17 protein-coding genes and 1 pseudogene are annotated in these 24,264 nt (G+C 35.2%); 9 read left to right on the forward strand and 9 right to left on the reverse strand.

The features are described from left to right. The first annotated feature begins 7 nt into the window (after window positions 1-7). The gene (locus tag H7U22_RS04365; RefSeq protein ID WP_187070128.1) at window positions 8-877 is read left to right on the forward strand and encodes a sugar phosphate isomerase/epimerase family protein; all 870 of its coding nucleotides are present in this window, start codon (window positions 8-10) and stop codon (window positions 875-877) included. A gap of 103 nt (window positions 878-980) precedes the next feature. On the opposite strand, the gene H7U22_RS04370 is transcribed toward H7U22_RS04365, so the two are convergent. Next, complete coding sequence (locus H7U22_RS04370) at window positions 981-2,000, reverse strand: lamin tail domain-containing protein (protein WP_187070129.1); 1,020 nt, start codon at window positions 1,998-2,000, stop codon at window positions 981-983. Between the two features lie 48 nt (window positions 2,001-2,048). Between H7U22_RS04370 and H7U22_RS04375 the strand changes: the two genes are divergently transcribed. From H7U22_RS04375 to H7U22_RS04405, 7 genes and pseudogenes are all read left to right on the forward strand, one after another. Beyond that, a complete protein-coding gene (locus H7U22_RS04375; RefSeq protein WP_187070130.1) occupies window positions 2,049-3,038 on the forward strand; it encodes an aspartate-semialdehyde dehydrogenase in 990 nt (329 codons plus the stop codon). Between the two features lie 215 nt (window positions 3,039-3,253). After that, window positions 3,254-4,378 (forward strand): ATP-binding protein, encoded by a 1,125-nt coding sequence (locus H7U22_RS04380; RefSeq protein ID WP_187070131.1) that lies wholly within the window; start codon window positions 3,254-3,256, stop codon window positions 4,376-4,378. Window positions 4,379-4,387: 9 nt separating this feature from the next. Further along, a pseudogene (gene dacB / locus H7U22_RS04385) lies at window positions 4,388-5,794 on the forward strand (D-alanyl-D-alanine carboxypeptidase/D-alanyl-D-alanine endopeptidase). Window positions 5,795-5,849: 55 nt separating this feature from the next. Beyond that, window positions 5,850-6,971, forward strand: a complete 1,122-nt coding sequence (locus H7U22_RS04390; RefSeq protein WP_187070132.1) for an alpha/beta hydrolase-fold protein — start codon at window positions 5,850-5,852, stop codon at window positions 6,969-6,971. A 580-nt stretch (window positions 6,972-7,551) separates the two neighbouring features. Then, window positions 7,552-8,847 (forward strand): phosphopyruvate hydratase, encoded by a 1,296-nt coding sequence (gene eno, locus H7U22_RS04395; protein ID WP_187070133.1) that lies wholly within the window; start codon window positions 7,552-7,554, stop codon window positions 8,845-8,847. 212 nt (window positions 8,848-9,059) lie between these two features. Beyond that, the gene (locus H7U22_RS04400) at window positions 9,060-9,359 is read left to right on the forward strand and encodes an FtsB family cell division protein (RefSeq protein ID WP_187070134.1); all 300 of its coding nucleotides are present in this window, start codon (window positions 9,060-9,062) and stop codon (window positions 9,357-9,359) included. Window positions 9,360-9,558: 199 nt separating this feature from the next. Continuing rightward, window positions 9,559-10,173: a trimeric intracellular cation channel family protein gene (locus tag H7U22_RS04405; RefSeq protein ID WP_187070135.1), complete on the forward strand. Its 615-nt coding sequence runs from the start codon at window positions 9,559-9,561 to the stop codon at window positions 10,171-10,173. Between the two features lie 292 nt (window positions 10,174-10,465). Here the strand turns inward: H7U22_RS04405 and H7U22_RS04410 are convergent, their stop codons facing one another. The 3 genes from H7U22_RS04410 to H7U22_RS04420 all read right to left on the reverse strand — a co-directional run bounded on the left by H7U22_RS04410 (window position 10,466) and on the right by H7U22_RS04420 (window position 16,667). Further along, window positions 10,466-11,716 carry a hypothetical protein gene (locus tag H7U22_RS04410; protein ID WP_187070136.1) on the reverse strand — a complete coding sequence of 417 codons (1,251 nt, stop codon included), beginning with the start codon at window positions 11,714-11,716 and terminating at the stop codon, window positions 10,466-10,468. Further along, window positions 11,706-14,252, reverse strand: coding sequence for a DUF2339 domain-containing protein (locus tag H7U22_RS04415; protein ID WP_187070137.1), 2,547 nt, complete (start codon window positions 14,250-14,252; stop codon window positions 11,706-11,708). Before H7U22_RS04415 ends, H7U22_RS04410 begins: the two co-directional genes overlap by 11 nt. A 330-nt stretch (window positions 14,253-14,582) precedes the next feature. Next, window positions 14,583-16,667, reverse strand: a complete 2,085-nt coding sequence (locus H7U22_RS04420; RefSeq protein ID WP_187070138.1) for a hypothetical protein — start codon at window positions 16,665-16,667, stop codon at window positions 14,583-14,585. Between the two features lie 215 nt (window positions 16,668-16,882). On the opposite strand from H7U22_RS04420, the gene H7U22_RS04425 reads away from it, so the two are divergent. Continuing rightward, entirely contained in the window at window positions 16,883-17,617 is a 735-nt protein-coding gene (locus H7U22_RS04425; RefSeq protein WP_187070139.1) for a L,D-transpeptidase family protein, read from the forward strand. A 357-nt stretch (window positions 17,618-17,974) separates the two neighbouring features. Here H7U22_RS04425 and fabG read toward each other — a convergent pair whose 3' ends face one another. The 5 genes from fabG to H7U22_RS04450 form a co-directional block, all read right to left on the reverse strand. Continuing rightward, window positions 17,975-18,718 (reverse strand): 3-oxoacyl-[acyl-carrier-protein] reductase, encoded by a 744-nt coding sequence (fabG, locus tag H7U22_RS04430; RefSeq protein WP_187070140.1) that lies wholly within the window; start codon window positions 18,716-18,718, stop codon window positions 17,975-17,977. A 105-nt stretch (window positions 18,719-18,823) separates the two neighbouring features. Then, window positions 18,824-19,348: a hypothetical protein gene (locus H7U22_RS04435; RefSeq protein ID WP_187070141.1), complete on the reverse strand. Its 525-nt coding sequence runs from the start codon at window positions 19,346-19,348 to the stop codon at window positions 18,824-18,826. Between the two features lie 30 nt (window positions 19,349-19,378). Next, on the reverse strand, window positions 19,379-20,455 hold the full coding sequence (locus tag H7U22_RS04440) for an agmatine deiminase family protein (RefSeq protein ID WP_187070142.1): 1,077 nt from the start codon (window positions 20,453-20,455) through the stop codon (window positions 19,379-19,381). Window positions 20,456-20,608: 153 nt separating this feature from the next. After that, window positions 20,609-21,484, reverse strand: a complete 876-nt coding sequence (locus H7U22_RS04445; protein WP_187070143.1) for a carbon-nitrogen hydrolase — start codon at window positions 21,482-21,484, stop codon at window positions 20,609-20,611. A gap of 753 nt (window positions 21,485-22,237) precedes the next feature. Continuing rightward, complete coding sequence (locus H7U22_RS04450) at window positions 22,238-24,202, reverse strand: SPFH domain-containing protein (protein ID WP_187070144.1); 1,965 nt, start codon at window positions 24,200-24,202, stop codon at window positions 22,238-22,240. Window positions 24,203-24,264 lie beyond the last annotated feature (62 nt).

The raw sequence follows: 24,264 nt of genomic DNA on the forward strand, positions 1-24,264 counted from the left end.
AACTGTCATGAATTCAAGAAGAACTTTTATAAAACAAGTTGGATTGGTAGCTGGTGCTACATTAATAATTCCTTCTCTAGCATTTGATAAAGTGAATAAAAATGTTGGTTTGCAATTGTATTCCTTAAGAGATGAATTGCCAAAAGACGTTAAAGGTATAATTGAAAAAGTAGCTCAGGCGGGTTACAAAGAGGTTGAAACTTATGGCTATTCAAATGGTAAATTTTGGGGTTTAACACCAAAGGAATTTAAATCTTTATTGAGCGCTAATGGTTTAAAGGCACCGAGCGGGCATTATGGAATGGATAATTTTATTAAAACTGGAAACAGTGATAGTTTAAAAGCCGACATTGAGGCTTGCGCTGCAATTGGAGGAAAATATTTTACAATTGCGGGCGCTCATGTTGATACATCCAAAGGTGTAGAAGGTTTTAAAAGTACCGCACTTGCCTTTAATAAAGCTGCTGAATTAGCCAAAGCTTCTGGTTTAAAATTCGCCTACCACAACCACGATTTTGAGTTTAAGAAAATTGGCGATACAACAGGATATAATGTTTACTTAAGCGAAACGGATAAAAATCTGGTTGGCTTTGAGATGGATTTATATTGGGTTGTTCGATCTGGAAATGATCCTTTAGCCTTAATCTTTGCCCATCCTGGCCGTTTCCCAATGTGGCATGTTAAAGATATGGACAGAGCGAAACCCGAATTAAATACAGAAGTTGGAAAAGGATCAATTGATTTTAAAAGCATTTTTGCAAAGGCTAAAGAGTCTGGCATGCAGCACTTCTTTGTAGAACACGAAAACAATTATTACCCTGATCCAATTGGATCTATAAAAACAAGTTGCGATTACATTAAGGCCAATTTAATATAACCCTCTCGTCATCTCGACTGGAGCGCCAGCGAAACGGAGAGATCTCTGAACAAAAAAAACCGTTCAAAGATTTCTCCACTGCGGTCGAAATGACGGCATTGAACTAATTCAACTTCCCCGCCAAAACACAAGTATTTTTAAACCGCTTGGTATTTCCTTTCAGGTCGAAAACATCAAATAAAACGATGTAGATTCCAATTCCACAGCTTGTACCCTGATCATTTAACCCATCCCAATTCAAATTACCTTTAGTTGCAATGGTTTGATTGACCAACAGTTTTCGAACCAATTTCCCCCGATCAGAAAAAACATTAACAGTTGCTAAACTAGAGTTTTCCGCCAGTTGATAATCCAGCGTTAAAAAATCTTCAAAGCCATCGCCATCTGGAGAAAAAGTTTTGGATTGAAGGTTTACGAAGTTTTCTTCTCCATTAAATTCTTGTGAATTTTTATAAGTTGGTGTAGCAAAACCAACGGTAGCAGCAGCCGATTTAAAATTATTTGGGTCATTGGCATCTACTTCAAAAGAAACCCTTTCAATTGAAATCCCATCCTCATCCTGTATCAGTGGATGATGAATTTTTGCATTGTAATTTAATCGGTCCACAACTTGATTACTGCTCAACAAAATCACAGATCCCTTATCATTACTATAAGCGGGTAAGCTAGTTAACTGAACAAATTGCAAGGGAAATTTTGCTTCGTAATTTAATTTAATATTAGCCTGATTGCTCGTAATTACCCAATAGGTTTTCGGTGCAATCATCAACTTTGTTAAGGAAATATTCTTAATACTTGCCGGTTCGCCAGCGGTATTTGCATTTGCTAATTGTAATTCTTTCAAATCAATTTCATGATTTGAATTATTATAAATTTCAACAAAATCTACCCCTCCGTTTCTGGGGTTAAATAAAACTTCAGAAATTAAAATATCTCCCTTACTTATTATTTTAAGGGCATTATTCCGCGGCTTCATATTAAATAAAGCTTCAGAATATTCTATTTTATTTGGGATGGATTGTGCATTAAAATAAACCTTACTTTCTTTTGAAGCGCCAAGATTTATAATGTTTAATGCAATTTTAACGAGTAACAATAGGGATATAAGCGTAATTTTTACCATATTTGGGCTTATATCAAATGTTTATAAATATAATAATTAAAATTTAAAATGAAAGTAGCAGTAGTTGGTGCAACCGGATTGGTAGGCACCGTAATGTTAAAAGTATTGGAGGAAAGAAATTTCCCTTTAACAGAGTTAATTCCCGTAGCATCAGAAAAGAGTGTAGGCAAGGAAATTACTTTTAAGGGTAAGAAGTTCCCAATTGTTAGCATGGATACTGCAATCGGGATGAAACCAGATATCGCTTTGTTTTCTGCAGGCGGAAATACTTCATTAGAACATGCGCCACGTTTTAAAGAAGCTGGCACAACGGTTATTGATAATTCTTCTGCTTGGAGAATGGATCCAGCTGTTAAATTAATTGTTCCCGAGGTTAATGCGCACGAGCTTTCTATCGATAATAAAATTATTGCAAACCCAAACTGTTCTACCATACAAATGGTAGTGGTTTTAAAACCTTTGCATGATAAATATAAAATTAAACGCGTTGTGGTTTCAACTTACCAATCCGTTACAGGAACTGGCGTTAAAGCAGTTGAACAATTAATGAATGAGCGTAAAGGCATTGATGGACCAAAAGCTTATCCTTACGAAATCGATTTGAATGTTCTTCCACATATAGATGTTTTCATGGAAAATGGATATACCAAAGAAGAAATGAAAATGGTTAAGGAAACGAACAAAATTATGAGCGATGACAGCATTAAAGTTACTGCCACTACCGTTCGTATTCCGGTTATGGGTGGTCACTCAGAATCTGTTAACATCGAGTTTGAAAACGATTTCGACATAGCAGAAGTTCGTAGTATTTTAGAAAAATCGCCAGGCATTATCGTTGTTGATGATGTTGCGAACCTAAAATACCCAATGCCTAAAGATGCGCATGAAAAAGATGAGGTTTTTGTAGGTCGAATTCGTAGAGATGAATCGGCTCTGAAAGCTTTAAACCTTTGGATTGTTGCCGATAACTTACGTAAAGGCGCTGCAACAAACGCAGTTCAAATTGCAGAATACTTAATTCAAAAAGAATTAGTTTAAAATACTTATAACGTCATGTAGATCAGATAGCTATTGGATCAGCATGAAAGCCAAATAAAAAAGCGATGTGTTTTTACGCATCGCTTTTTTTACGATAAAATCAATCCTAATCTCTAATTTATATATAAATTAGAGATTATAATCTAAAAATTATATATAAATTAGAGATTATAATCTAAAATTTATATACCTTTATATAATTGATAGATAAAATTATGATTGAAAGAGACTTAAATTCAGTTATTAAATCAAAGTTTTTTAAAGGAAAAGCAGTTATAATTACGGGTGCAAGGCAGGTAGGTAAGACAACTTTATTAAAGCAACTAGTGAAAGAAACTGGATTACCATCCGTTTTTTTAAACTGCGATGAAGCTGAAGTTCGTAATGTTTTAGAAAACACAAGTGTTGAGAGGTTAAAATCGATTATTGGAAATAATAAAATAATTTTTATTGATGAAGCCCAAAGGGTAAATGGAATAGGTATTACTTTAAAAATTATTGTTGATAATTTTGCTGATATACAGCTATTGGTTACAGGATCATCATCACTTGAGCTGGCAACAGGAATAAAAGAACCACTAACTGGCAGGAAATTTGAATATAACCTTTTCCCTTTTTCTTTGTCAGAATTAGCAAATCACAATAGCTTATTGGCTGAGGAGCAGGCTTTAGAGAAAAGATTAATCTATGGAAGTTATCCTGATGCCATCAATTATCCTAGTGAAGAAAAAGAACTTTTATTAAACTTAACCAACAGCTATTTATTTAAGGATATTTTATCTCTAACAAATATTAGAAAACCGCTTCAGTTAGAAAAATTGGTTCAGGCGTTGGCTTTACAAATTGGAAATGAAGTTTCTTACCAAGAACTCGGACAAATTATCGATGCAGATAAACAGACGGTAGAAAAGTATATCGATTTGTTGGAACAATGCTTCGTAATTTTTAAACTTACAGCTTTTAGCAAGAACCTCCGAAACGAAATCAAGAAGAGCAGAAAAATATATTTTTACGATAACGGAATCCGAAATGCAGTAATCCAAAATTTTAGCTCTTTAGGATTAAGACAGGATACCGGAGCATTATTCGAAAATTATATCATATCTGAATTCATAAAAAAGAACAACAATAAACGAAGATTTGCCAAATATTATTTCTGGAGAAGTTTTCAGCAACAGGAAATAGATTTGATTGAAGAAGTAGATGGAAATATCAATGCAATTGAAATTAAGTGGAACGAAAATAAAAAAGTTAAATTTCCAACTACTTTTACCGATGCTTATTCTATTAATACAACATCTGTAATTAATAAAAAAAACTATTCGAGCTTTTTAATGTAAATATCTACAATGAAGATTTTTAAAATATCCATATTTCTAATTGCGTTATCTTTTCAATCATTTGCCCAAAACAGAATCCAAAATCTGGAAAAAGCATTTAACAATTTGCTAAATGACGAACAGGCAAAACATGCGATAACATCACTCTGCGTATTAGATGCAAATACTGGCAAAACGCTCTTTGCTAAAAATGAGCAGATTGGGTTAGCAACAGCTTCTACCTTAAAAACCATTACCGCAGCAACGGCATTCAGTATTTTGGGTAAAGATTTTCAATTTCAAACTACATTGGCCTATTCGGGTAATATAACTGCTGATGGAACTTTAAAAGGGAATTTAATCATAATTGGAAGTGGCGACCCAACATTGGGTTCTTACAGATATCAGAATAAAGAAAACGCGGTTTTAACGCAATGGGTTTCAGCGATAAGATCAGCAGGGATTAAAAAAATTGATGGTTCTGTTATTGGCGACGACCGTATTTTCGGTACGCAAACAACACCAGAGGGTTGGGTTTGGCAAGATATAGGAAATTATTACGGTGCAGGAACTTCAGGTTTGGCTTGGAGAGAAAATCAGTTTGATATTCACTTGCGTCCAGGTTCTAGCACAGCTGATGAAGTTAAAGTTGTTAAAACCGTTCCTGAAACTCCTTATATTCAAATTATTAATGAGCTAAAAACCGGTGGCTCGGGAACAGGCGATAGGAGTTATGCCTTTTTTCCTCCCTACAGCAATGTTGCCTATTTACGCGGTAGCTGGGGAATGGGAATTGCTAAATCGGGAATTTCTGTTGCCCTCCCCGATCCTGCTTTTGACTGTGCTTACCGTTTGCAGGACACTTTAAAAAGATTGGGAATTTCGACAAGCCAGCAGGCTACAACAACCAGATTGATGGCTTTAAACAATCAATCTATTCCTGTGGTTACTCAAAAAATAAACACAATCAGCTCGCCAACTTTAAGCGAAATTACGTATTGGTTTTTGAAAAAGAGCATCAATCTATATGGAGAGACTTTACTTAAAACCATTGCGTTAAAATCTGGTAAGCCGGCTTCAACATCCAAAGGTGCTGAAACTGAAATAGATTTTTGATCAGCCAAAGGAATTGATAAAAGTGCCTTAAACATTATAGATGGAAGCGGGCTTTCACCGGGCGACCGCATTACAACTTCGGCCATGGCTAGCGTTTTATTCCAAGCGCAAAAAGAAGTTTGGTTTGCTGATTATTACAAAGCATTTCCAGAATATAATGGCATGAAATTAAAAAGCGGAACCATTAATGATGTTTCTGCGTTCGCTGGTTATCATACAGATTCTGCTGGCAATAAGTACATCATCGTAATCAACATCAATAATTACAGCGGGAGTGGAATAAATAAAAAACTGTTTAAAGTTTTAGATGAGCTTAAATAAAATGGCTTAACTGTTTAAATTTTATAAATTGGTTAATTGATTCAACAAACAACATATGCTTAAATTTATAGCTTTTTTTCTCCTGATGCCCAATTTAATTTTGGCTCAGACGAAGGTTGATTTAATTGTTCATATTCCAAAAAAAACTACGGATAGTTTGTTTATTGCAGGAAACTTTAACGATTGGAATCCTGAAGGTGGCAACTACAACTTAACGAAAAAAGACAGTTTAACCTATTTTATCCATTTAAATTTACCTAAAGGCAATCAAGAATTTAAAATCACCAGAGGAAGTTGGGATAAAGCCGAATCGAAAAATGATGGCAAACCTATTGCAAACAGAACATTGAACTTGACTGTTGATACAATGATGAATATTGATGTAGCAAATTGGACTGATAATTTTAAACAGGTAAAGGAAGAATATCACTTCGGAGACCATGTTCATATTGTAGATTCTGCCTTTTTTATACCGCAATTAAATAAGCATCGCCAAATTTGGATTTATTTGCCCAAGGATTATTCAAAATCGAAAAAAAAATATCCTGTAATTTACATGCAGGATGGACAGAATTTATTTCATGCCAACCCACCAAGACCAGATGAATGGGCAGTTGATTCGGTAATGGATAGTTTGATAAAAGAAGGCTCAAAAGAAATGATCATTGTTGGTATCGACCATGGTGGTAAAGATAGGTTGATAGAATATAATCCATACGATAGTAAGTATGGTAAAGGCGAAGGCAAAGCTTATGTTTCTTTTTTGGTTGAAACTTTGAAACCATTTATTGATTCGAATTATAGAACATTGAAAGATGTTAAAAACACTTCTATCGCAGGAAGTTCTATGGGTGGATTAATTTCTATGTATGCCATTGCAGAATATCCTAAAGTTTTTGGTTCGGCTGGAGTTTTTAGTCCGGCGTTTTGGCTAGCACCGAAAATTTATGATGAGGTTACTTTAAGTTTGCCAAAGCTGAGTAATAACAAAGTATTTTTTGTTGCCGGGGATAAAGAAGGGCCCGCAATGGTTCGTGATATGAAAAAAGTTTATGGTATTTTGAATTCAGATGGAAAAAATAAGAATGTAGCTCTTTTAGAGAAAGAAGATGGGAAACATACTGAATGGTTTTGGCATAGGGAGTTTGTTCCTTTTTATCAATTTATAACTAAGTAAATTCCCTTATTTTAAAGAACACCCCGTCCTGCGGACACCCTTCTGAAAGAGGGGAATGCTGGGTGCAAAATGCTGTTATAAATCTGAGGGGCATTCCCCTCTTGAGGGGTGCCTGCAAGGCGGGGTAGTTTCTGACGATAGTAGATTTCTTCCCAAGAATTACAGTACCTGAGTTTCTAAACCCGATTGCAGTGGAAAGATTTTTTTAGAAGCAGCCCTGAATATGCTGTCATGCTCAGGCACGAATCATCTGCAACCGATGAAACAGATTTTTCATAGTTAGCTTATTTTTTTAAATTGAATTCATGCTTGCTTCGCAGGTCTTCGCTCCTCAGAATGACAGAAGCTAAAAAACTTGCAACAAAAAGCGGGACTGCTTTAACCGAAATAATACTGTTATTGCTTTCCAAAAATAGATGCTAAATTAAATTCAGCATGACGAAATATGCGAACTAACTATCGTAACATTAACGCCTTAAACACTTTATTTATTTAAAAAATATACTAACTTTGATGTTACGCTTAGTAATTGTACTTTATACACTAAGCACGATAAAAAAATCACAAAAATCAAATAGAAATGAGCATAATTGTTAATGTCCATGCCAGACAAATTCTCGATTCGAGAGGCAATCCAACACTAGAAGTAGAAGTAGTAACAGAAGCAGGCGCTTTCGGGCGTGCAGCTGTACCAAGTGGTGCATCTACTGGCCAACATGAGGCTGTTGAATTACGCGATGGAGATAAATCTACATATTTAGGTAAAGGCGTTTTAAAAGCTGTAGAAAATGTAAATACCAAAATTGCTGATGCATTAAGAGGTATAGATGTTTTTGAACAAAATACAATTGATAAATTAATGTTAGACCTTGATGGTACCGAAAACAAAGGTAACTTAGGTGCTAATGCTATTTTAGGTGTTTCTTTAGCGGCTGCAAAAGCGGCTGCAGATGAGATTGGTCAACCTTTATATCGCTACATTGGTGGTGTAAATGCAAATACTTTACCAATACCGATGATGAATATCATTAACGGTGGTTCTCACTCTGATGCGCCGATTGCTTTCCAAGAATTTATGATTATGCCAGTTGGTGCTCCATCTTTTTCTGAAGCATTACGTTGGGGTACTGAAGTTTTCCATACTTTAAAAGGTATTCTTCACGATAGAGGCTTAACTACAACTGTTGGTGATGAAGGTGGCTTCGCTCCTACTTTTGATGGCACTGAGGATGCGATTGAAACTGTTTTAAAAGCAATTGAAAAAGCGGGTTACAAACCAGGTTCTGATATTTATTTGGCTTTAGATTGTGCATCATCTGAGTTTTACAAAGATGGCAAATACGATTACACTAAATTTGAAGGTGATAAAGGCGCAATTCGTACAAGTGAAGAACAAGCTCAATATTTAGCTGATTTATCTGTAAAATATCCAATTATTTCTATTGAGGATGGTATGGATGAAAATGACTGGACGGGTTGGAAAGCTTTAACTGATAAAGTTGGCGATAAGGTTCAATTGGTTGGTGATGATTTATTTGTAACAAACGTAACGCGTTTACAACGTGGTATTGATGAAGAAATCGCAAATTCAATTTTGGTAAAAGTTAACCAAATCGGTTCTTTAACGGAAACTATTAATGCGGTTTCATTAGCGCAAACTAATGGTTATACTTCTGTAATGAGTCACCGCTCTGGCGAAACTGAAGATGTTACCATTGCAGATTTAGCTGTTGCATTAAACTGCGGACAGATTAAAACTGGTTCAGCATCTCGTTCTGATAGAATTGCAAAATACAATCAGTTATTACGCATTGAAGAGGAATTGGGTGAAAACGCTCGTTTCATTGGTAAAAACTTTAAATACGCGAAGAAATAAACCCCTAAATCCCCTAAAGGGGACTTAAGGAAATGCCGAAAAGCCCCTTTAGGGGTTTGGGGTGTTAACAAGTTGAAAAACTTATTTGCAGAACATCCGGAGATTTAAAATCTTCGGATGTTTTTTTATACATTTACGTCATTGCGAGGTACGAAGCAATCTAATTAGTGAGATTGCTTCGTACCTCGCAACGACGATTTTTCGAGAAAATTATGAAACGTTTAATAGACCTTTTCCGCAATAAATATTTCCTTGCGACAGTTGCATTCGCCATGTGGATGCTGTTTTTCGATAAAAATGACATGATGTCGCAGTACGAATATCGCAGTCAAGCAAATAAACTACAGGAAGAAAAAGAATATTTCGAGAAAGAAACCACTCAGGTTAAAAAAGATTTAAACGAACTGAATACCAATTTAAATACAGCTGAAAAGTTTGCTCGTGAAAAATATTTCATGAAAAAAGACAATGAAGATGTTTTTGTGATTATTCACGAAGAGAAGAAAGACTAAACCAGGATTTTGCAACAGGATGTTAGGATTTAAGGATAAGGCAGGACTAAACCGAGATTATCAAGATTTTAGAATTTAAAGATGTGATGTTTTTGGTTGCAGTTTTGGATATAGCAATTGAACATTAAAACAATCGAACAATTTTTCGCTAAACATTTCAAACAGCTAAGCAATTTAAGCAGTTAACCATTTTCGCTCAATGCTCCACATTTTATACATTATCGCCATTACCGCCGAAGCTATGACAGCTGCACTTTCTGCAGGCAGAAGAGACATGGACTGGGTTGGGGTTTGTATTATTGCCTGGGTTACTGCATTAGGTGGCGGAACCGTTAGAAATGTTCTTTTCGGTCATTATCCAATGAGTTGGGTAGAGCATCCAGAATATTTAATCATTACGGCTGTTGCAGCATTATTCGCTGCTTTCATTGCATCTATCATGACTAAGCTAAAAAGATTGTTTCTATACCTAGATGCGATGGGTTTAGTTGTTTTTACTATAATTGGCTGTCAGGTTGCTCAAGAAATTCATTTACCTTATCTAATCGTTTTATTTAGCGGAATGATTACAGGCTGCGCAGGTGGCGTTCTCAGAGATGTATTGTGTAATGAGGTTCCATTTTTATTCCGCAAAGAAATATATGCAAGTGCTGCAATTGTAACAGGAGCCGTTTACATTGGTGTTGAGCATTTTCACGGAAGTGAATTAATGGCCACAATCTTAGCTGCTGTGGTTGGTTTAGCCATCAGATTGCTTTCTATAAAATACGAATGGCAAATGCCGAAGTTTGTTTATAAGGATGAATGGCATTAACGGTTTAACCATCTAAAAGCATTTAAGCTTAGCTTTTAGATAACATTAACTTGCAACCAACTTTGGGTTCTCCGTGACTTTGTGGTTGAATAATTAATTGTTTTTCTTACCACCTTAGACACCTAAGAACACCTTAGATATTAATTATTGAATAAACAGCACCTAGCTTTGTGTTCTCTGTGCTTATTCTTCGTGAACTCTGTGGTTAAATCTTATTTCTTCTCAAAGTCCAACTTTGTGTTCTATGCACCTTTCTTTGCGCACTTTGCGGTTAAATAAATGCCAAAATTGATTATTTACTATTCAAATCTTTAAGCATACTTGCCGAAAAATAAACAACAATAACTCCGCCTAGAACGATACCTAACCACATAACCCAACCTTGTTGCCAAATTGGTTTTGGCTTATTGGGTGCTTTGAGTTCTTCAATAGTTTTAACATCGTAAATTGAAGCTGTAGATAAATGATTTAGTAAGGTATTTTCAAAATATGAAAGATCATATTCTGGAGCACTAACTTCCCTATTACCTGTTTTTATTGTATAAGTCTCATTTGAATCTAAATTAGCTACCACACGGATAGGCTTCTGATAAAGTTTTACATTAGCAACAGTAAGTGGAGGATTATCTTTATTTTCAATTTCTATAAAAAATTCCTTTTCTCGCAATTGTTGAGAAGAGAAAACATTCTGGCCTGTGGATGCAAGTTCAAAACTGCAAATAGCTTCTTTACGGTACTCCGTTTTCCGTTTGTACTGATGTAATTTATTTACAAATAACACCGCATTTCTTTTATAAAAAAGCGGTTTTTGAATCATAAATGCAAACTGATCAATAATTTGAACGTTATTAAATTTGAAATAAATCCGCGTCAGTTTTTCGTTTGGAAAGTCTTTTATGGTGTAATTTTTCGAACTAATTTCTTGTAATGCCGAGTTTGTAGTTAAATCTGAAGCTGTACTCGCCTTAAGGATATTTAAAGGCAAAGTTTTTAAGTCGTTGAAATCAATTTTTATATATTTATAGTTGTTAACCGGGAAATCAACGACTTTTTGAACTGAAGTTTTTTCCGCATCGGCCAAACCATCTAACTGATTATTACTTACCAAGCCAAACCAGTTTAGTTTATTATTACTTCCGCTTACGTTAAAAGTTTTAACTAATTCCGAATTGCTAACATCAAGGAGAACACTATTTAAGTTTCGACCAGAAGTATTTTCGATTATGATAAAGGAATTTTTGTTCAAGATGCTTTTTCTTTCGATAATCGGAATATCATTATATCGAGTTGAAGTACTTATGCCTGGTTTTTGATTTAAAAAATAGGGCACCTCATCTCCTTTTGAATCAAAAATTCTAAAATCGCTTAAATCTTCTTTGGATAATGACCGTATTAAAGGAGGAATTTCAAGAGCATAAATTGTACTCTTTGTTATAGGTGAAACCTTAGCCGAAACTGAATATTTTTGCGCTGAAACAGCATCTGCAAAAAAGCAGGCCATTACAAATAGGCAAGTTGCGAATAAATTGCGTTTATGCTTCATCAGTCGGGGTTTTGTTTTCGACAACTTCATCAGTAATAACAAGGTTTTTAATTTTTTGGTAAACAAACGAAATAATTAAGATAAGCACACCCAATAATATAAAGGCAATAATTTTACCCGTTTCGGATGCGTTTCTTATATCGTAGATAAATAGTTTTGCAACTGTAATACCCAAAAGTGTTAGTGCCACAATACGAAGGTGTTTAGCCTTATTTTTAATGCCAAATATTAAAAATATAAAAACCAAAACGGCCCATAAAATCGGGAAACCAGTTTTTACAACCAACATTTTTATATCGTGAATTTTTGAATCTGCTAAATATTGTAATGCATCACTTCTAGATATCCTACCACTCGTTGCACTCAGATTCTCAGCTATATATTTGCTAATTTCTGATGCACTGATCTTATCTAAAGAGAAAAACATAACATGCAACATCAGTTCGGAACTTACAAGATATACAACCAAAAACGAGGAAATCCAAATTAAAATATTTGCATTAATTTTTAGGTATTCTCGCTTTTCTCGAAGGAAGAAAACAAAATAAAACACAATCAACAACATCACGAAGTGCAGTGTATAGGCAAGGCTACCAAAGGTTTGTAAGCGTAAACCGGATTCAGTTTCTGAAAAGGCGAATGTTGAAAATAGGAATACAAAAAGAACAATATTTAAAATAGAAAGGGCTATTGTAAAAGCTTGAGTAAAACCGGTTTTATTTCTCTGGAAATATATCAATAGCGCACTAAATAAAAAATGATAAAGTACCATTACAGAACTTGGCGCATAAGTATCTTCTAAATAATAAAATGCTTGATGATTAATTTCTAAAAAACCAGCAATATAGGCGGATAATAATACACAGGTTTGGAGCCATTGACGATAAACTTGAACATTAAACGGAATACCAAATTGTGAAAATTCTTCTTCCTCTTCTGTTTTTAACAACCGCCAAACGGCCAAAATAGATGCAAGGCTAAAAATACTACTAATAAACGCTGGATTAATCAAGATATTAAGCACTTCATCTTCGTTTCCGTAGATATTAATCCAGTCTACAACTAAACTTATGCCCATTAATATATGAACGATTATCGAACCAAACCTAAAACTCACAACCTTAGATTTTTGAGCCAACCACATCAGTAACACAGCTTCGGCAGCCCAGAATAAGGTTATATAATTTCCTTTAAATTGAATAGGAACCGCTAATGTTATAAAGCTTAGCGAAAGGCCTATTAATAGATAGATCACATTTTTGTCGTTGCCAGATTTTTTGTAAATAATCCATGCACAAACAAGGTTAAAAATAGATAATAAGGCAGTAAACAAACCTTTTAACTCTGGGTGATAATTAGCAATAATCGATAATCCTTCGCCATAAAATATAAATGTATTACTGACCAAAATAGCAATCTGTATTGCAGAAAAGGTTGATTTATTTTTAATATTATTTAAAATATTCATCAATATAAAAATAATATAGAATAAGAAAGCGAACGCAATTGCTCCAAAATAAGGTGGATGAACTTGATTTAGCGCCTTAAATAACCATACTGCAAATAAGATTATGGTAAACACATAAACCTGAATATTAATCAACATCCATCTTTTAAAATAGGCAATGCTTAAAACACCAATATTCAGAATAGCGATATAGCTAAATAAAACTATATAATTACCCTCGCCTGTGCTTACCATAAATGGAACCGCGAAACCGCCGATTAATGTTAGTGCGGCCAATTCTATTCTGTTATAAGAAATACAGACTAAAGAACTAAAAGCAGTAATAAGCACCATGATTGAGAAAGCTACTTTTTGCCCGAAAAGGTGGTAATCGTGAAATGCTATAGCAATAATTACATAAAATACGGCAATTGCCCCCGCTACCAGCACGGAGCTAAATGCCTTATAGTTAATCCTTAGTTTATGGGCAATTAGCATGATTAAACCACCAACTAGCATTCCAATTCCTACTCGGGCTGGCTCACTTATCCAATTTTTATCGATGGCAAACTTAACAAAATAGCTTATGCCCAAAACTAAAATCAGGATACCAATTTTGTTGATCAGGTTTTCGCCGATAAATTTTTCTAAATCAGGATTTTTTTCTTTTATTTTATCCCACCACGAAGTTTCATCAACCAAAGGAATGTCAGCCTCTGCAGATAGATGCGAAATTGGTTCAGGTTTCTCCTCCATAGTTGAAACTCCCATAATTGGCTCATCCATAAACAATTCCTTTTTGGGAGGAATTACCGGAGTAAATACATTAATTGGCTCTGGCTTTATCTCCTCAACTATAATTGGTTTGGATTCCTCAATAATTGCTTCTGAAATATTTGGTTCAGCAGGTTTTTCGGTTGAAATTGCACCATCAGCTTTATTTTCTGGCAACGGCTGTTTAATCAATAAAGTTTGATATAAATCATGCAGGTAACTTAGCTTTCTAGAAAGGTCATCAAATTTCGAACTTATCTTAGTATAAATTATAATAAGAGCGAGCAGTATAAAAATACACAGTACAATTTCCATGGATACGTTAATTTGTTAATATTTTAATTTTCCCAAACAAAGGTCTGGAATAAGCTAATGGATGGGATGGACTAAATTGCCACTTAGCTTTTGGTGTGGATTTGAGTTAAGCTCATTTCACAGTCAAACATAACAAATTATTATATTATATAACAAAACACAAGTTTATTTGTGTAATTGAAATATCTAAAAACTTATTAATAAAGGAAATTAGAGTTGAAAGCGTTTGAGATTTTTAATTCACCACCTTAGAAACCTTTATCGACTTTGTGTTTTTTGCGATTTTTCTTTGCGTACGTTACGGTTAAATTTATATTCAATTCCTCAAACTTACAGTTCTCCATTCCGTTTTCTTAAAAACCACTCTAAACTTATTAAAACCAATATTAATCCAAACAACCATTTCATATTAATGAGCTCGTTGTACTTACGGTCTTCATAACTAATGGTTTTAATGTTTTCATTTTTTAGAATTTCATCGGCAATTTGTAGTAAATCTGCTGGCATAAACATCTTACCATTGCTTTGTTTGGAGATTGTATTCAGCAATTGGTGATTAGCTGTAGTTTGTTGATATTCAGCAATTAATGCATTTACATAAAAACTCCCAGTGGCCGTAAATTTTTTTCCCCCTAGCGTAGTATTAGCTGTATATGAATAATTTCCAGCTGTCATTGTTCCAGCATCAAGCTGATAACCGTTTTCGGTCTTGGAAAAAACATAGTTGAAGACTTTTCCGGCTTCGTTTTTTACTTGAAGATTAACTTCTGATTCATTTACAGGTTGATAGCTATCGTTGTAAAGCGTTCCATTAAACTGAATCGATTCATTTTCATCGTATGCAGATTTAGAAGTAAAAACCTTAAATCTCCGCTTATCATCCTTAACAGAAAGATATTGAACCGTTTTGGAAATTAGATTGTTCAATACAGATTGTTCAATTTCGTTTTCGGCTTCTGATAATTTCCAGCGCCACAAACCCTCCCCCATTAAATAACCAGCTTTTAAACCGTTCTCGTTTGTGAAGAACAATAATGGTTGTTGCGTACTAATTTTCCCAATCCTTTGATTAAAAACGGGTGTAGCACTTGCATTAACAGTTAATCTACCGAATGGCATCAATAATGGGTCGAAAGTTGCAAATTGCTTTTTACCTTCTTCCGATAAGTTAAAACTTGTAAAGCCATTCGCTAAATCTGGATAAACCTCTTGAACCGATCCATTTGCTGACCCCAAATTAACCTGATTTTGAATTTTATTAAAAGCATTAATATTGCTTTGCGCACCAAGAATATACCAAATCGGTTTTTTAAAATTTGCCAGTTTTTGTAAAAAGCCAGCTGAAATATTTTGCTCATCAGGTAATTGATAAAGAATGATTAAATCAAATTTTGATGGATCAATTGAATTTAAATCATCAGCAAGTGCTAGTTTGGCTTCGTAATGTTTATTGAGGGATATGGCTTCTTTTAAAACACTTAAGTCAGGATGTGGAGCCACTGAAGCAATTAATACTTTTTGCCTTCCATCAATTACCTCAACGTAAAATGTTTGCGAATTATTTTTGGTTGTAATTTCATTCTTCAATGCGCCAACTTGGACAGTATATTTCTGAACACCAATTTTACCAGCATGCAATTTTAATGGAATAGTTTTTACGAAAGAATTCCCACTAATTGCAATACTTTGTTGCTCAACCTTTGCCCCATTTTGATTGATACTTAGAGTTGAGCTTTCTCCATTACTTTGAAATGCCTGAACCTGAACTTCAATCGTAAAATCATCATCTAAATAAACGATGTTATTGTAATTTACATTCGAAATTAATACATCGCGTTTTGGAATGCTATCGCCTAGCGCAATGCTGTAAACAGGTGCATTAATTTGATTTATGCTATAAAGTGGGTTCCCACCATGATTAAATATACCATCTGTAGCAAGTACAATTGCGCCAACATTTCTATTGGTATATTCGTCTCTTACCTTTTGGAAAAATGCGGAGGCATCCGTTAATTTAGCCTGGTTTTTAAAATCAAATCCATCTGCAACAGAATCTCCAAAATGATAGGTTTTTACCTCATATTTATCCGATAATTTATCTTGTAAAACTTTAAGGTTTTGCTCGTACAGTTTCTGGTCAAAACCCAATGCTTTAATTTGCCCAACTGAAAGAGAATTATCTTGCCCAATTAGGATTATTGGCTTATCCAAAGTATAATTCAGCGTTTTAATTAAAGGTGCAAATATGAGCCAAGCGATAGTGGTTACAGCAATTATTCTGATTGCCGTTAATCCATAAAGTAATTTCTTATCGAGATTTTTATTGCTTCGGTAAAGCAACCAAGCATATAGTGCACCCAAAGCAAGGCAACCGAGAAAATACAAAATAGACGTACCAGCAAAAAAGCCATTCATATTTTATAAAGATGCTAATTTTGTGTTTAACCGCAAAGGCCGCAAGGAATTTACGCAAAAGGTTTTTACCACAGAGGGCACTGAAATTAAAAGTTCGTTATTTCTTGCCACGGAAACACAGAAAGCACGGAAAAGAAAGAATTAATTCCGTGTAAATCTGTGTTTCCGTGGCAAAATTTACTATTAAATATTTAGCTTTATCCAAACCAAATTTTATGAAATTAATCTGTTTAACATTTTTATTATCTCTAAGCGTCATGGTTAATGCTCAAAACAATTTTAAAGCAACCCAAATTAAATTCGAGAGAGTAGAAAAAGCCTACAACGAAAAATGGGAAGATTTAAAAAAGTTTGTAAAGGCTGGTGGATATGGAGATGATTTCTCCATGGTGATCAACGCCTATAAAACAGAGGGAAAACTGGAAATTTGGTTAAAAGGAAAAACAGACAAGAAATTTTCTTTATTTAGAACCTACGATTTCTGCGCACATTCTGGCACTATCGGACCAAAAGTTATTGAAGGTGATGGACAAACACCAGAGGGGTTTTATTACATTAATGTTTTTAATCCCATGAGCAGTTTCCATCTATCGCTTGGCGTTAATTACCCAAATAATGTTGACTTGGCCAGAACTGGAAAGGATAGAAAACCAGGAGGTGATATTTATATTCATGGAAATTGTGTAACTGTTGGGTGCATTCCCTTAACAGATGAAAAGATTAAAGAAGTTTATATTTTAGGTGTTGAAGCTAGAAATTCTGGTCAGGAAAAAATTCCGGTTAACATTTATCCTTTCAAAATGACAGATGGAAATATGAAGAAATATTTAGCTCAGTTTCCCGCACAAGGTAGTTTTTGGAAAATTTTGCAAGTAGGTTACTTGGCTTTTGAGAAGAATAAGGTTTCGCCAAAAATTGATGAAGTTAAGGGGAAGTATGTTGTAAAATAAAAAAACCTACTTAGAGTTTTAAAACTAGTAGGTTTTCGCTTTTATCTTGGGTTTTTAAGCTCCAGTTGGTCGAGATTTGTAATCTCCATCGTTTGAATAATGGATTTGTAATCCGTATTATTTAAAGATTAAAAATGTGTTAGGAAAGACGGGATTGCAAATCCCGACTAGCAAAAAAGACAGAAAGAAAACCTTCCACCTTAAATCCTGTTGGTCGAAATTTGTAATCTCGATCGTTCGAATTATGGATTTTTAATCCATATTATTTAAAGATTAAAAATGTGTTAAGAAAGACGGGATTGCAAACCCCGAATAGCAAAAAAGATAGAAAAAAAACCTTTTCACCTTCTAACTTTCTTACAGCATTCCGCCACAAACCGATAAAGTTTGTCCGGTAACGTAAGCGCTCATATCTGATGCTAAAAACACGCAAACATTCGCAATATCTTCAGTTTCGCCTGCACGTTTAAGTGGAATATCCTTTTCCCAACCTGCAACTACTGCAGGATCTAAAACCTCAGTCATTTCGGTACGGATAAAACCTGGAGCAACTACATTTGCACGAATATTTCTAGAGCCTAATTCTTTAGCTACTGATTTTGTAAAGCCAATAATGCCTGCTTTTGAAGCCGCATAATTTGCTTGTCCTGCATTACCGGTAACACCCACAACCGAGCTCATGTTAATAAAAACACCTTTACGGGCTTTCATCATCACTTTCGAGGCTGCTTTGGTTACGTTGAATACTGATTTTAGGTTGATGTTAATTACGTCATCCCAATTTTCTTCGCTCATGCGCATCAATAAACCATCTTTTGTTATACCAGCGTTATTTACAACGATATCAATTGTTCCAAATTCGGCAACTATATCATTGATTAGTTGTTCAGCTTCTGCAAATTTTGATGCATCAGAACGGTAACCCTTAACCTTTGTTCCAAAACTTTGCAATTCTTGCTCTAAAGCTTCACCCTTTTCTACTGATGATAAATAGGTAAAAGCAACGTTAGCACCTTGCTCAGCAAATTTTTCAGCTATTTTACGACCAATCCCTTTCGATGCGCCAGTAATTAATGCTGTTTTTCCTTCTAGTAATTTCATAACCCCTAAATCCCCTAAAGGGGACTTTTATATAATGTATAAAAAATTTAAACTGTTGTAAAGTTAATATTAATCCAAAAACTAAAATTTTTTATTTTAGTTATTCTATTCCAATACCTTCGATTCTAAATTACGAATAAAGGCATTTCTATTCTTTCTATTCCACCCAAAAGAAAACAAAGCCGTTTTGGCACTTGGATCACAAATACTATTAATCAAAATTCCGTTTTCAATTTTAATAATTGTAATTATCTCTCCAGAGTTAAAATATGTACGAGTTTTGTGAAATGCGATAACGTAAACATTATTTTTACTTAAAACATTCCACCCATTTTCTTTAACTGTTATATATAGTGCTCTTTTAAATTTGGTTTCAGGATAGTCAATAATTACCTTTTTAAAAGTTAATCTACGATATTGAATAGCAAAAAATAAGATAGCAATTATTAGAAAGCAAAAACCAACATTAAATAATTCCTCAGAACTGTGGTAAGCGGGCTCTATTTTGTTAAAGTAACCTTTAATAATCTGATACCAATAAAAACCAGTTCCAAAAAGCATTAAAATCACAATCCAATAATGTGAAATTTTATCCCAAAAACTTAACCTAAGTCTTTTTGAATTTATCATTTCGCTTATTAATTGGTCATTATACTTCATTTAAACCGCCGGTTCCTGTTGACTTAAACAATGAAAACTTCCCAATCCCCAAATTAAATCAACTGAATTTATCCCAATAATTTTTCTATCCGGGAAACAGCCCTGAATAATATCCAAAGCTTTCTGATCATTTACATCATCAAAAACAGGCACAATTACCGCTGAGTTGGCAATGTAAAAGTTTGCATAGGATGCTGGCAAGCGGGTATCTTCATAGATAACTGGAGATGGCATTGGCAACACTACAATATTAAGTGAGCGACCATCTTTCAATTTCAGAGCTTTTAAAGTCTCCAAATTTTCTTGTAAGAGGATATAGTTTTCATCCAATGGATTACTTTCTACAACTGTTAAAACAGTATCCTCGTTTACGAAACGTGTAATGTCGTCGATGTGTCCGTCTGTATCATCACCCACAATTCCATCACCCAACCATAAAACCTGTTCTTGTCCGTAATATTCGAGCAAGTATTTTTCAATCTGTTCTTTGGTTAAATGTGGATTGCGATTTTCGTTCAACAAACAAGCTGTAGTGGTTAAAATCGTTCCAGATCCATTAAATTCTACCGAACCGCCTTCCATCACAATATCGGGTGTAAATAAAGGCAAATCGAAAGACTTAGCGATTTTGGTTGGAACTACATCATCCAAATCAAACGGCGGATATTTTCCGCCCCAAGCATTATAGCCCCAATCTACAACTGCTTTTTCATTTCCCTTAAGCAAAAATGCGGGTCCGTGGTCGCGACACCAGGCATCATTTGTTTCGTTGAAATAAAATTCTATCTGACTTAAATCCGCATCAACTTTTGTTAATTCTGAAACAGCAAAAGCTTTCATTTCTTCATCCTTAACATTGACCCGGACTATTTCGCCTTCGGCTACCGCTTTAATAAATTGACAATAAGGTTTATAGATCTTTTCAATTTTCCCTGGCCATGAAGCTTCCTTATGTGGCCAACTTAACCAAGTGGCTTCATGTTTTACCCATTCTGCAGGGAAAGCATAACCTTGTTGTTTCGGAGAATAATCGAATTGATTAATATTTGAATCTTCTCTTGGAGGGAAATTTGACATTTGTGTAGTTTTATGACAGACATATTTTATTTTTCGTCATTGCGAGGCACGAAGCAATCTATTTTTACTTATCAAATAAGATTGCTTCGTGCCTCGCAATGACGATCGCTTATGAAGTTTTTCGCTTTAAACTTTGGTCTTTAACCTTTGCGCTTAATCGTTATCTATATACCTTTTTGTTATCGGCTGATAAGAATCGATTCTTCTATCTCTTAAAAACGGCCAATGTTTGCGCATAAAGTCACTTTGATCTAAATCCAACTCAACAACTTCTGTTTCTTCATTGTCGTGCGATGCCAAATAGAGCAACTTGCCTTGTGCATTTGTGGCAAAACTACCGCCCCAAAATTTCATGGCACCATCTTGCTCAAAACCAACTCGGTTTACACTCACTACCGGAACGCCGTTAGCAACCGAATGCGAACGTTGAATGGTTTGCCAAGCATTGTATTGATCTTGGTTGGTTTCTTCATCCTGTGTGGTATCCCAGCCAATTGCGGTTGGATAAAACATGATATCAGCACCCATTAAAGCGGTAATACGAGATGCTTCAGGATACCATTGATCCCAACAAATTAAGATCCCAATTTTAGCAAATTTAGTTTCGAAAACCTTATAGCCTAAATCGCCGGGAGTGAAATAAAATTTCTCGTAAAAAGCTGGATCATCTGGAATATGCATCTTACGATACTTGCCTAAATAAGAACCATCAGCATCTAAAACTGCAGTTGTATTGTGGTAAATACCAGCTGCACGTTTCTCAAATAATGAGGCGATAATAACAACCCCCAATTCTTTAGCCACAACCTGTAAAGCATCCGTAGATGGACCAGGAATAGCTTCAGCTAAATCGAAATTGTCATAATCCTCCACATCGCAGAAATATAATGAAGTAAAAAGTTCTTGTAAACACACAATTTGAGCACCTTTTGAAGCTGCTTCTCTTACTTTAACAATCGCTTTATCTAAATTTTCCTGCTTATTTTTAGTACAAGTCATTTGTACCAAGCCAACTTTTACTTTCTTCATGTTTATTGAAATGATAGAATGAAAGAACGATTAAATGATAGAATGTTACTGCTAATACGCCATTCACTCATTTCCCATAGGGATGCCTTTGGCACAAAATTCATTCATTCAAAATTTTCGTCAAAGTTACTATTTTGTTTAAAAGTAGAACGGCATAATTGTGTAATTGTTTTTTAGAAAAGCTCCGAAGGAGTTTCTTTGGAACAAAGACAATAATTCTGATTAATTGTTAGTCGAACTATCAATTGTAACTAGTGGTTTCAGTTTTGACAACTCTCTTTCTACAACGCTATTAGAGTTGTCAAAACTTAAAGTAAAACCAATAGGCTGCTACTTCTATCTCGTTTAGAGAGGTTAAAGTGTTGGAAATATTTGAGGTTGCAGGATGTATAATTTTGGCTAAAGCCGATGGAAATTTATTTATGTTCAGGCAGCTAAAGCAGCCTGCAATGAATTCATATCAGATAACCTGATTTTGCTAATTAAAAATGTCTTTTACAATCGCTGTGAGCATATTATAAGAACGCTCGTCATTGCGAAGCTGGACTTTTACGAGCTGAAGCAATCTTTCTTGCCTAAAATAGATTGCTTCGTGCCCCGCAAGGACTGACATGGCGCCTATAATTATTGTTTTCAAGAAATATTAAGGAACTCGGGTTTATAATCACGTTCGATGTCATTGCCGTTTGGCTTCAGTCAACGGAAACAAAAGAAGCCCCGATTTTCATCGAGGCTTTCAGTATTAAAATAAAATTAAGGGTTAATGTTGTCCCTTTTTGGTTTTGGTTTTGTTTCTATAATTTCAGCAACTGCTACTACTTCTTTTCGCTGTTGTGGATCCATAAGCTCCATTAATTTCAGACCCAACAAACCATCCATCGCTGAGCCACCGTTGTTTCCATTGCCTCCAATTAATACATCAGGGATTAACTTAACATTACCCTTCGATAATTCTTCTGTAATTTTATACCGCGTAAAGTTTTCGCCACCTAAAGCTTTAACTGCCAATTCGTAAGATTCTGCAGTAGATTTACCAACGGCTAAAATTTTACCCGCTTCAGCACTACCCGTTAGCGAAATTTGTTCTGCCTCTGCTGAAGCTCTTAATTTAATTGCCTCAGAATCTGCTTGTGCTCTTGCTTTTGTTGCTTCAGCTTCTGCATGTGCCCGCATTTTTGTGGCTTCAGCTTCTGCACCAACGGCTAGTTTTACGCCGGCGGCATCACCTTCTGATTTTTTAACTGTAGCACTTGCGGTACGCTCAGCTATTTCAACACTTTGTTGCGCCTTAACAATATCTTTCTGCATATCGGCAATCGCGGTTTCTTTCTCCATCCCTTGACGCTGTTCTTGCGCCATTTTTTGCGTTTGATAGGTTTTTTGTTCCTCTTCGGCAATTTTACGATCCGTTAGCGTTTTCATTAGCGCTTCTGGCGGAACAATGTCACCAATCAAGGTATCAACCGCATTCACATTATATTCATCTAATACCTTACGAATGTGCTCTTTCGCCGATTCCTGACGCTCTTTACGGGTACTCAAAAAAGCAATTACATCGCTGTCCTGTGCCGAGTTACGGAAATAGTTACCAATTGTGGGTTCTAAAACCTGCGAAACCAAATTTACCATGTTACCGAATCGGGCAATAACTTTTGGCGCTTCAGTTGTTGGAACGTGAATAATTTGTGCCACATCTAAGTTAAAAGGGAAACCATCTTTTGAACGCACTGTGATGGTTGATAAGTTCTTATCCAAGTTATGTGCTTCACTTCGAGCAGATGCCCAATTTAATACCAAGTTAGTTGTTGGCACCAATTCTACCTTCATAATGTATTTATTAATCGGGTATTTCCCTGGTCCAAGCGGTTCTAACCAAACACCTTTAGAACCTTTTCCAACTATGTTACCGTGTTTAAAATCGGCGCCCGTTAAATCGCTGCCTTCGGTACCGATGTAAGAAATAACGACCCCAACATAACCAATTGCAATTTCTGTCATTGGAATTTCTTCCATTTGGATTGCCCATGGATTTAAGTTATAAGAACCTGCCAAAATTACCTGAGGTTGCAAACCACGATTACCGCCGTTTTTAATAAAATTATCGAAGTTTTGGAAGTTGTTATGTCCATCGACCAGTTTACCCGCAATTTGATTGGCCTCGATTGGCAAACCATCTAAAGTGGTTACAATACCAACCATACTTTCTTGAATCCGGATCATATCGGTAACCGATACTTGAAACAACATGGTGTTAATCCGGTAGGAACCAGAGGTGATGTAAGAAGTCTGCCGGCCTCTTTGTCCGCCGTTATCAAGAAACTTCACAGCATCTTGAAAATTATCAGATTCTACTCTCTGTCCGAGGATATTTCCTGTCGGGATTTCCGAACCATCCTTGGCCATAATCAACCCAATTTTACCCTCGGGAATGATGGTGAATTGTTCCATGGTTACGCTATACTGCCAAAACCACATCCCGAAATATAATCCCGGTGCTAATGTTTTGCCTTGAAAACCTGCCTCGCCTCTTACGGCAATAATTCTTCCATCTGGCAATTCTTTATCCGAACCGAAGAGCACAAATTTTTTGGTAATTAACCCGATTCTATCTTCGGGAACGATTACCATCCCAAATAAAAACCGTAAAATATATTTGTATAAAACTACGCACAACAGTGCCACTAAAACCCACCAGTAATTAGAAATGAGCGCTTCCATAATATTATGTATTTTCTATTTTTTTTAACCTAATAAACCATTTATTAAGCATGATATTGATA

It is taken from the genome of Pedobacter fastidiosus, assembly GCF_014306625.1.
In the GTDB taxonomy this organism is placed as follows: domain Bacteria; phylum Bacteroidota; class Bacteroidia; order Sphingobacteriales; family Sphingobacteriaceae; genus Pedobacter; species Pedobacter fastidiosus.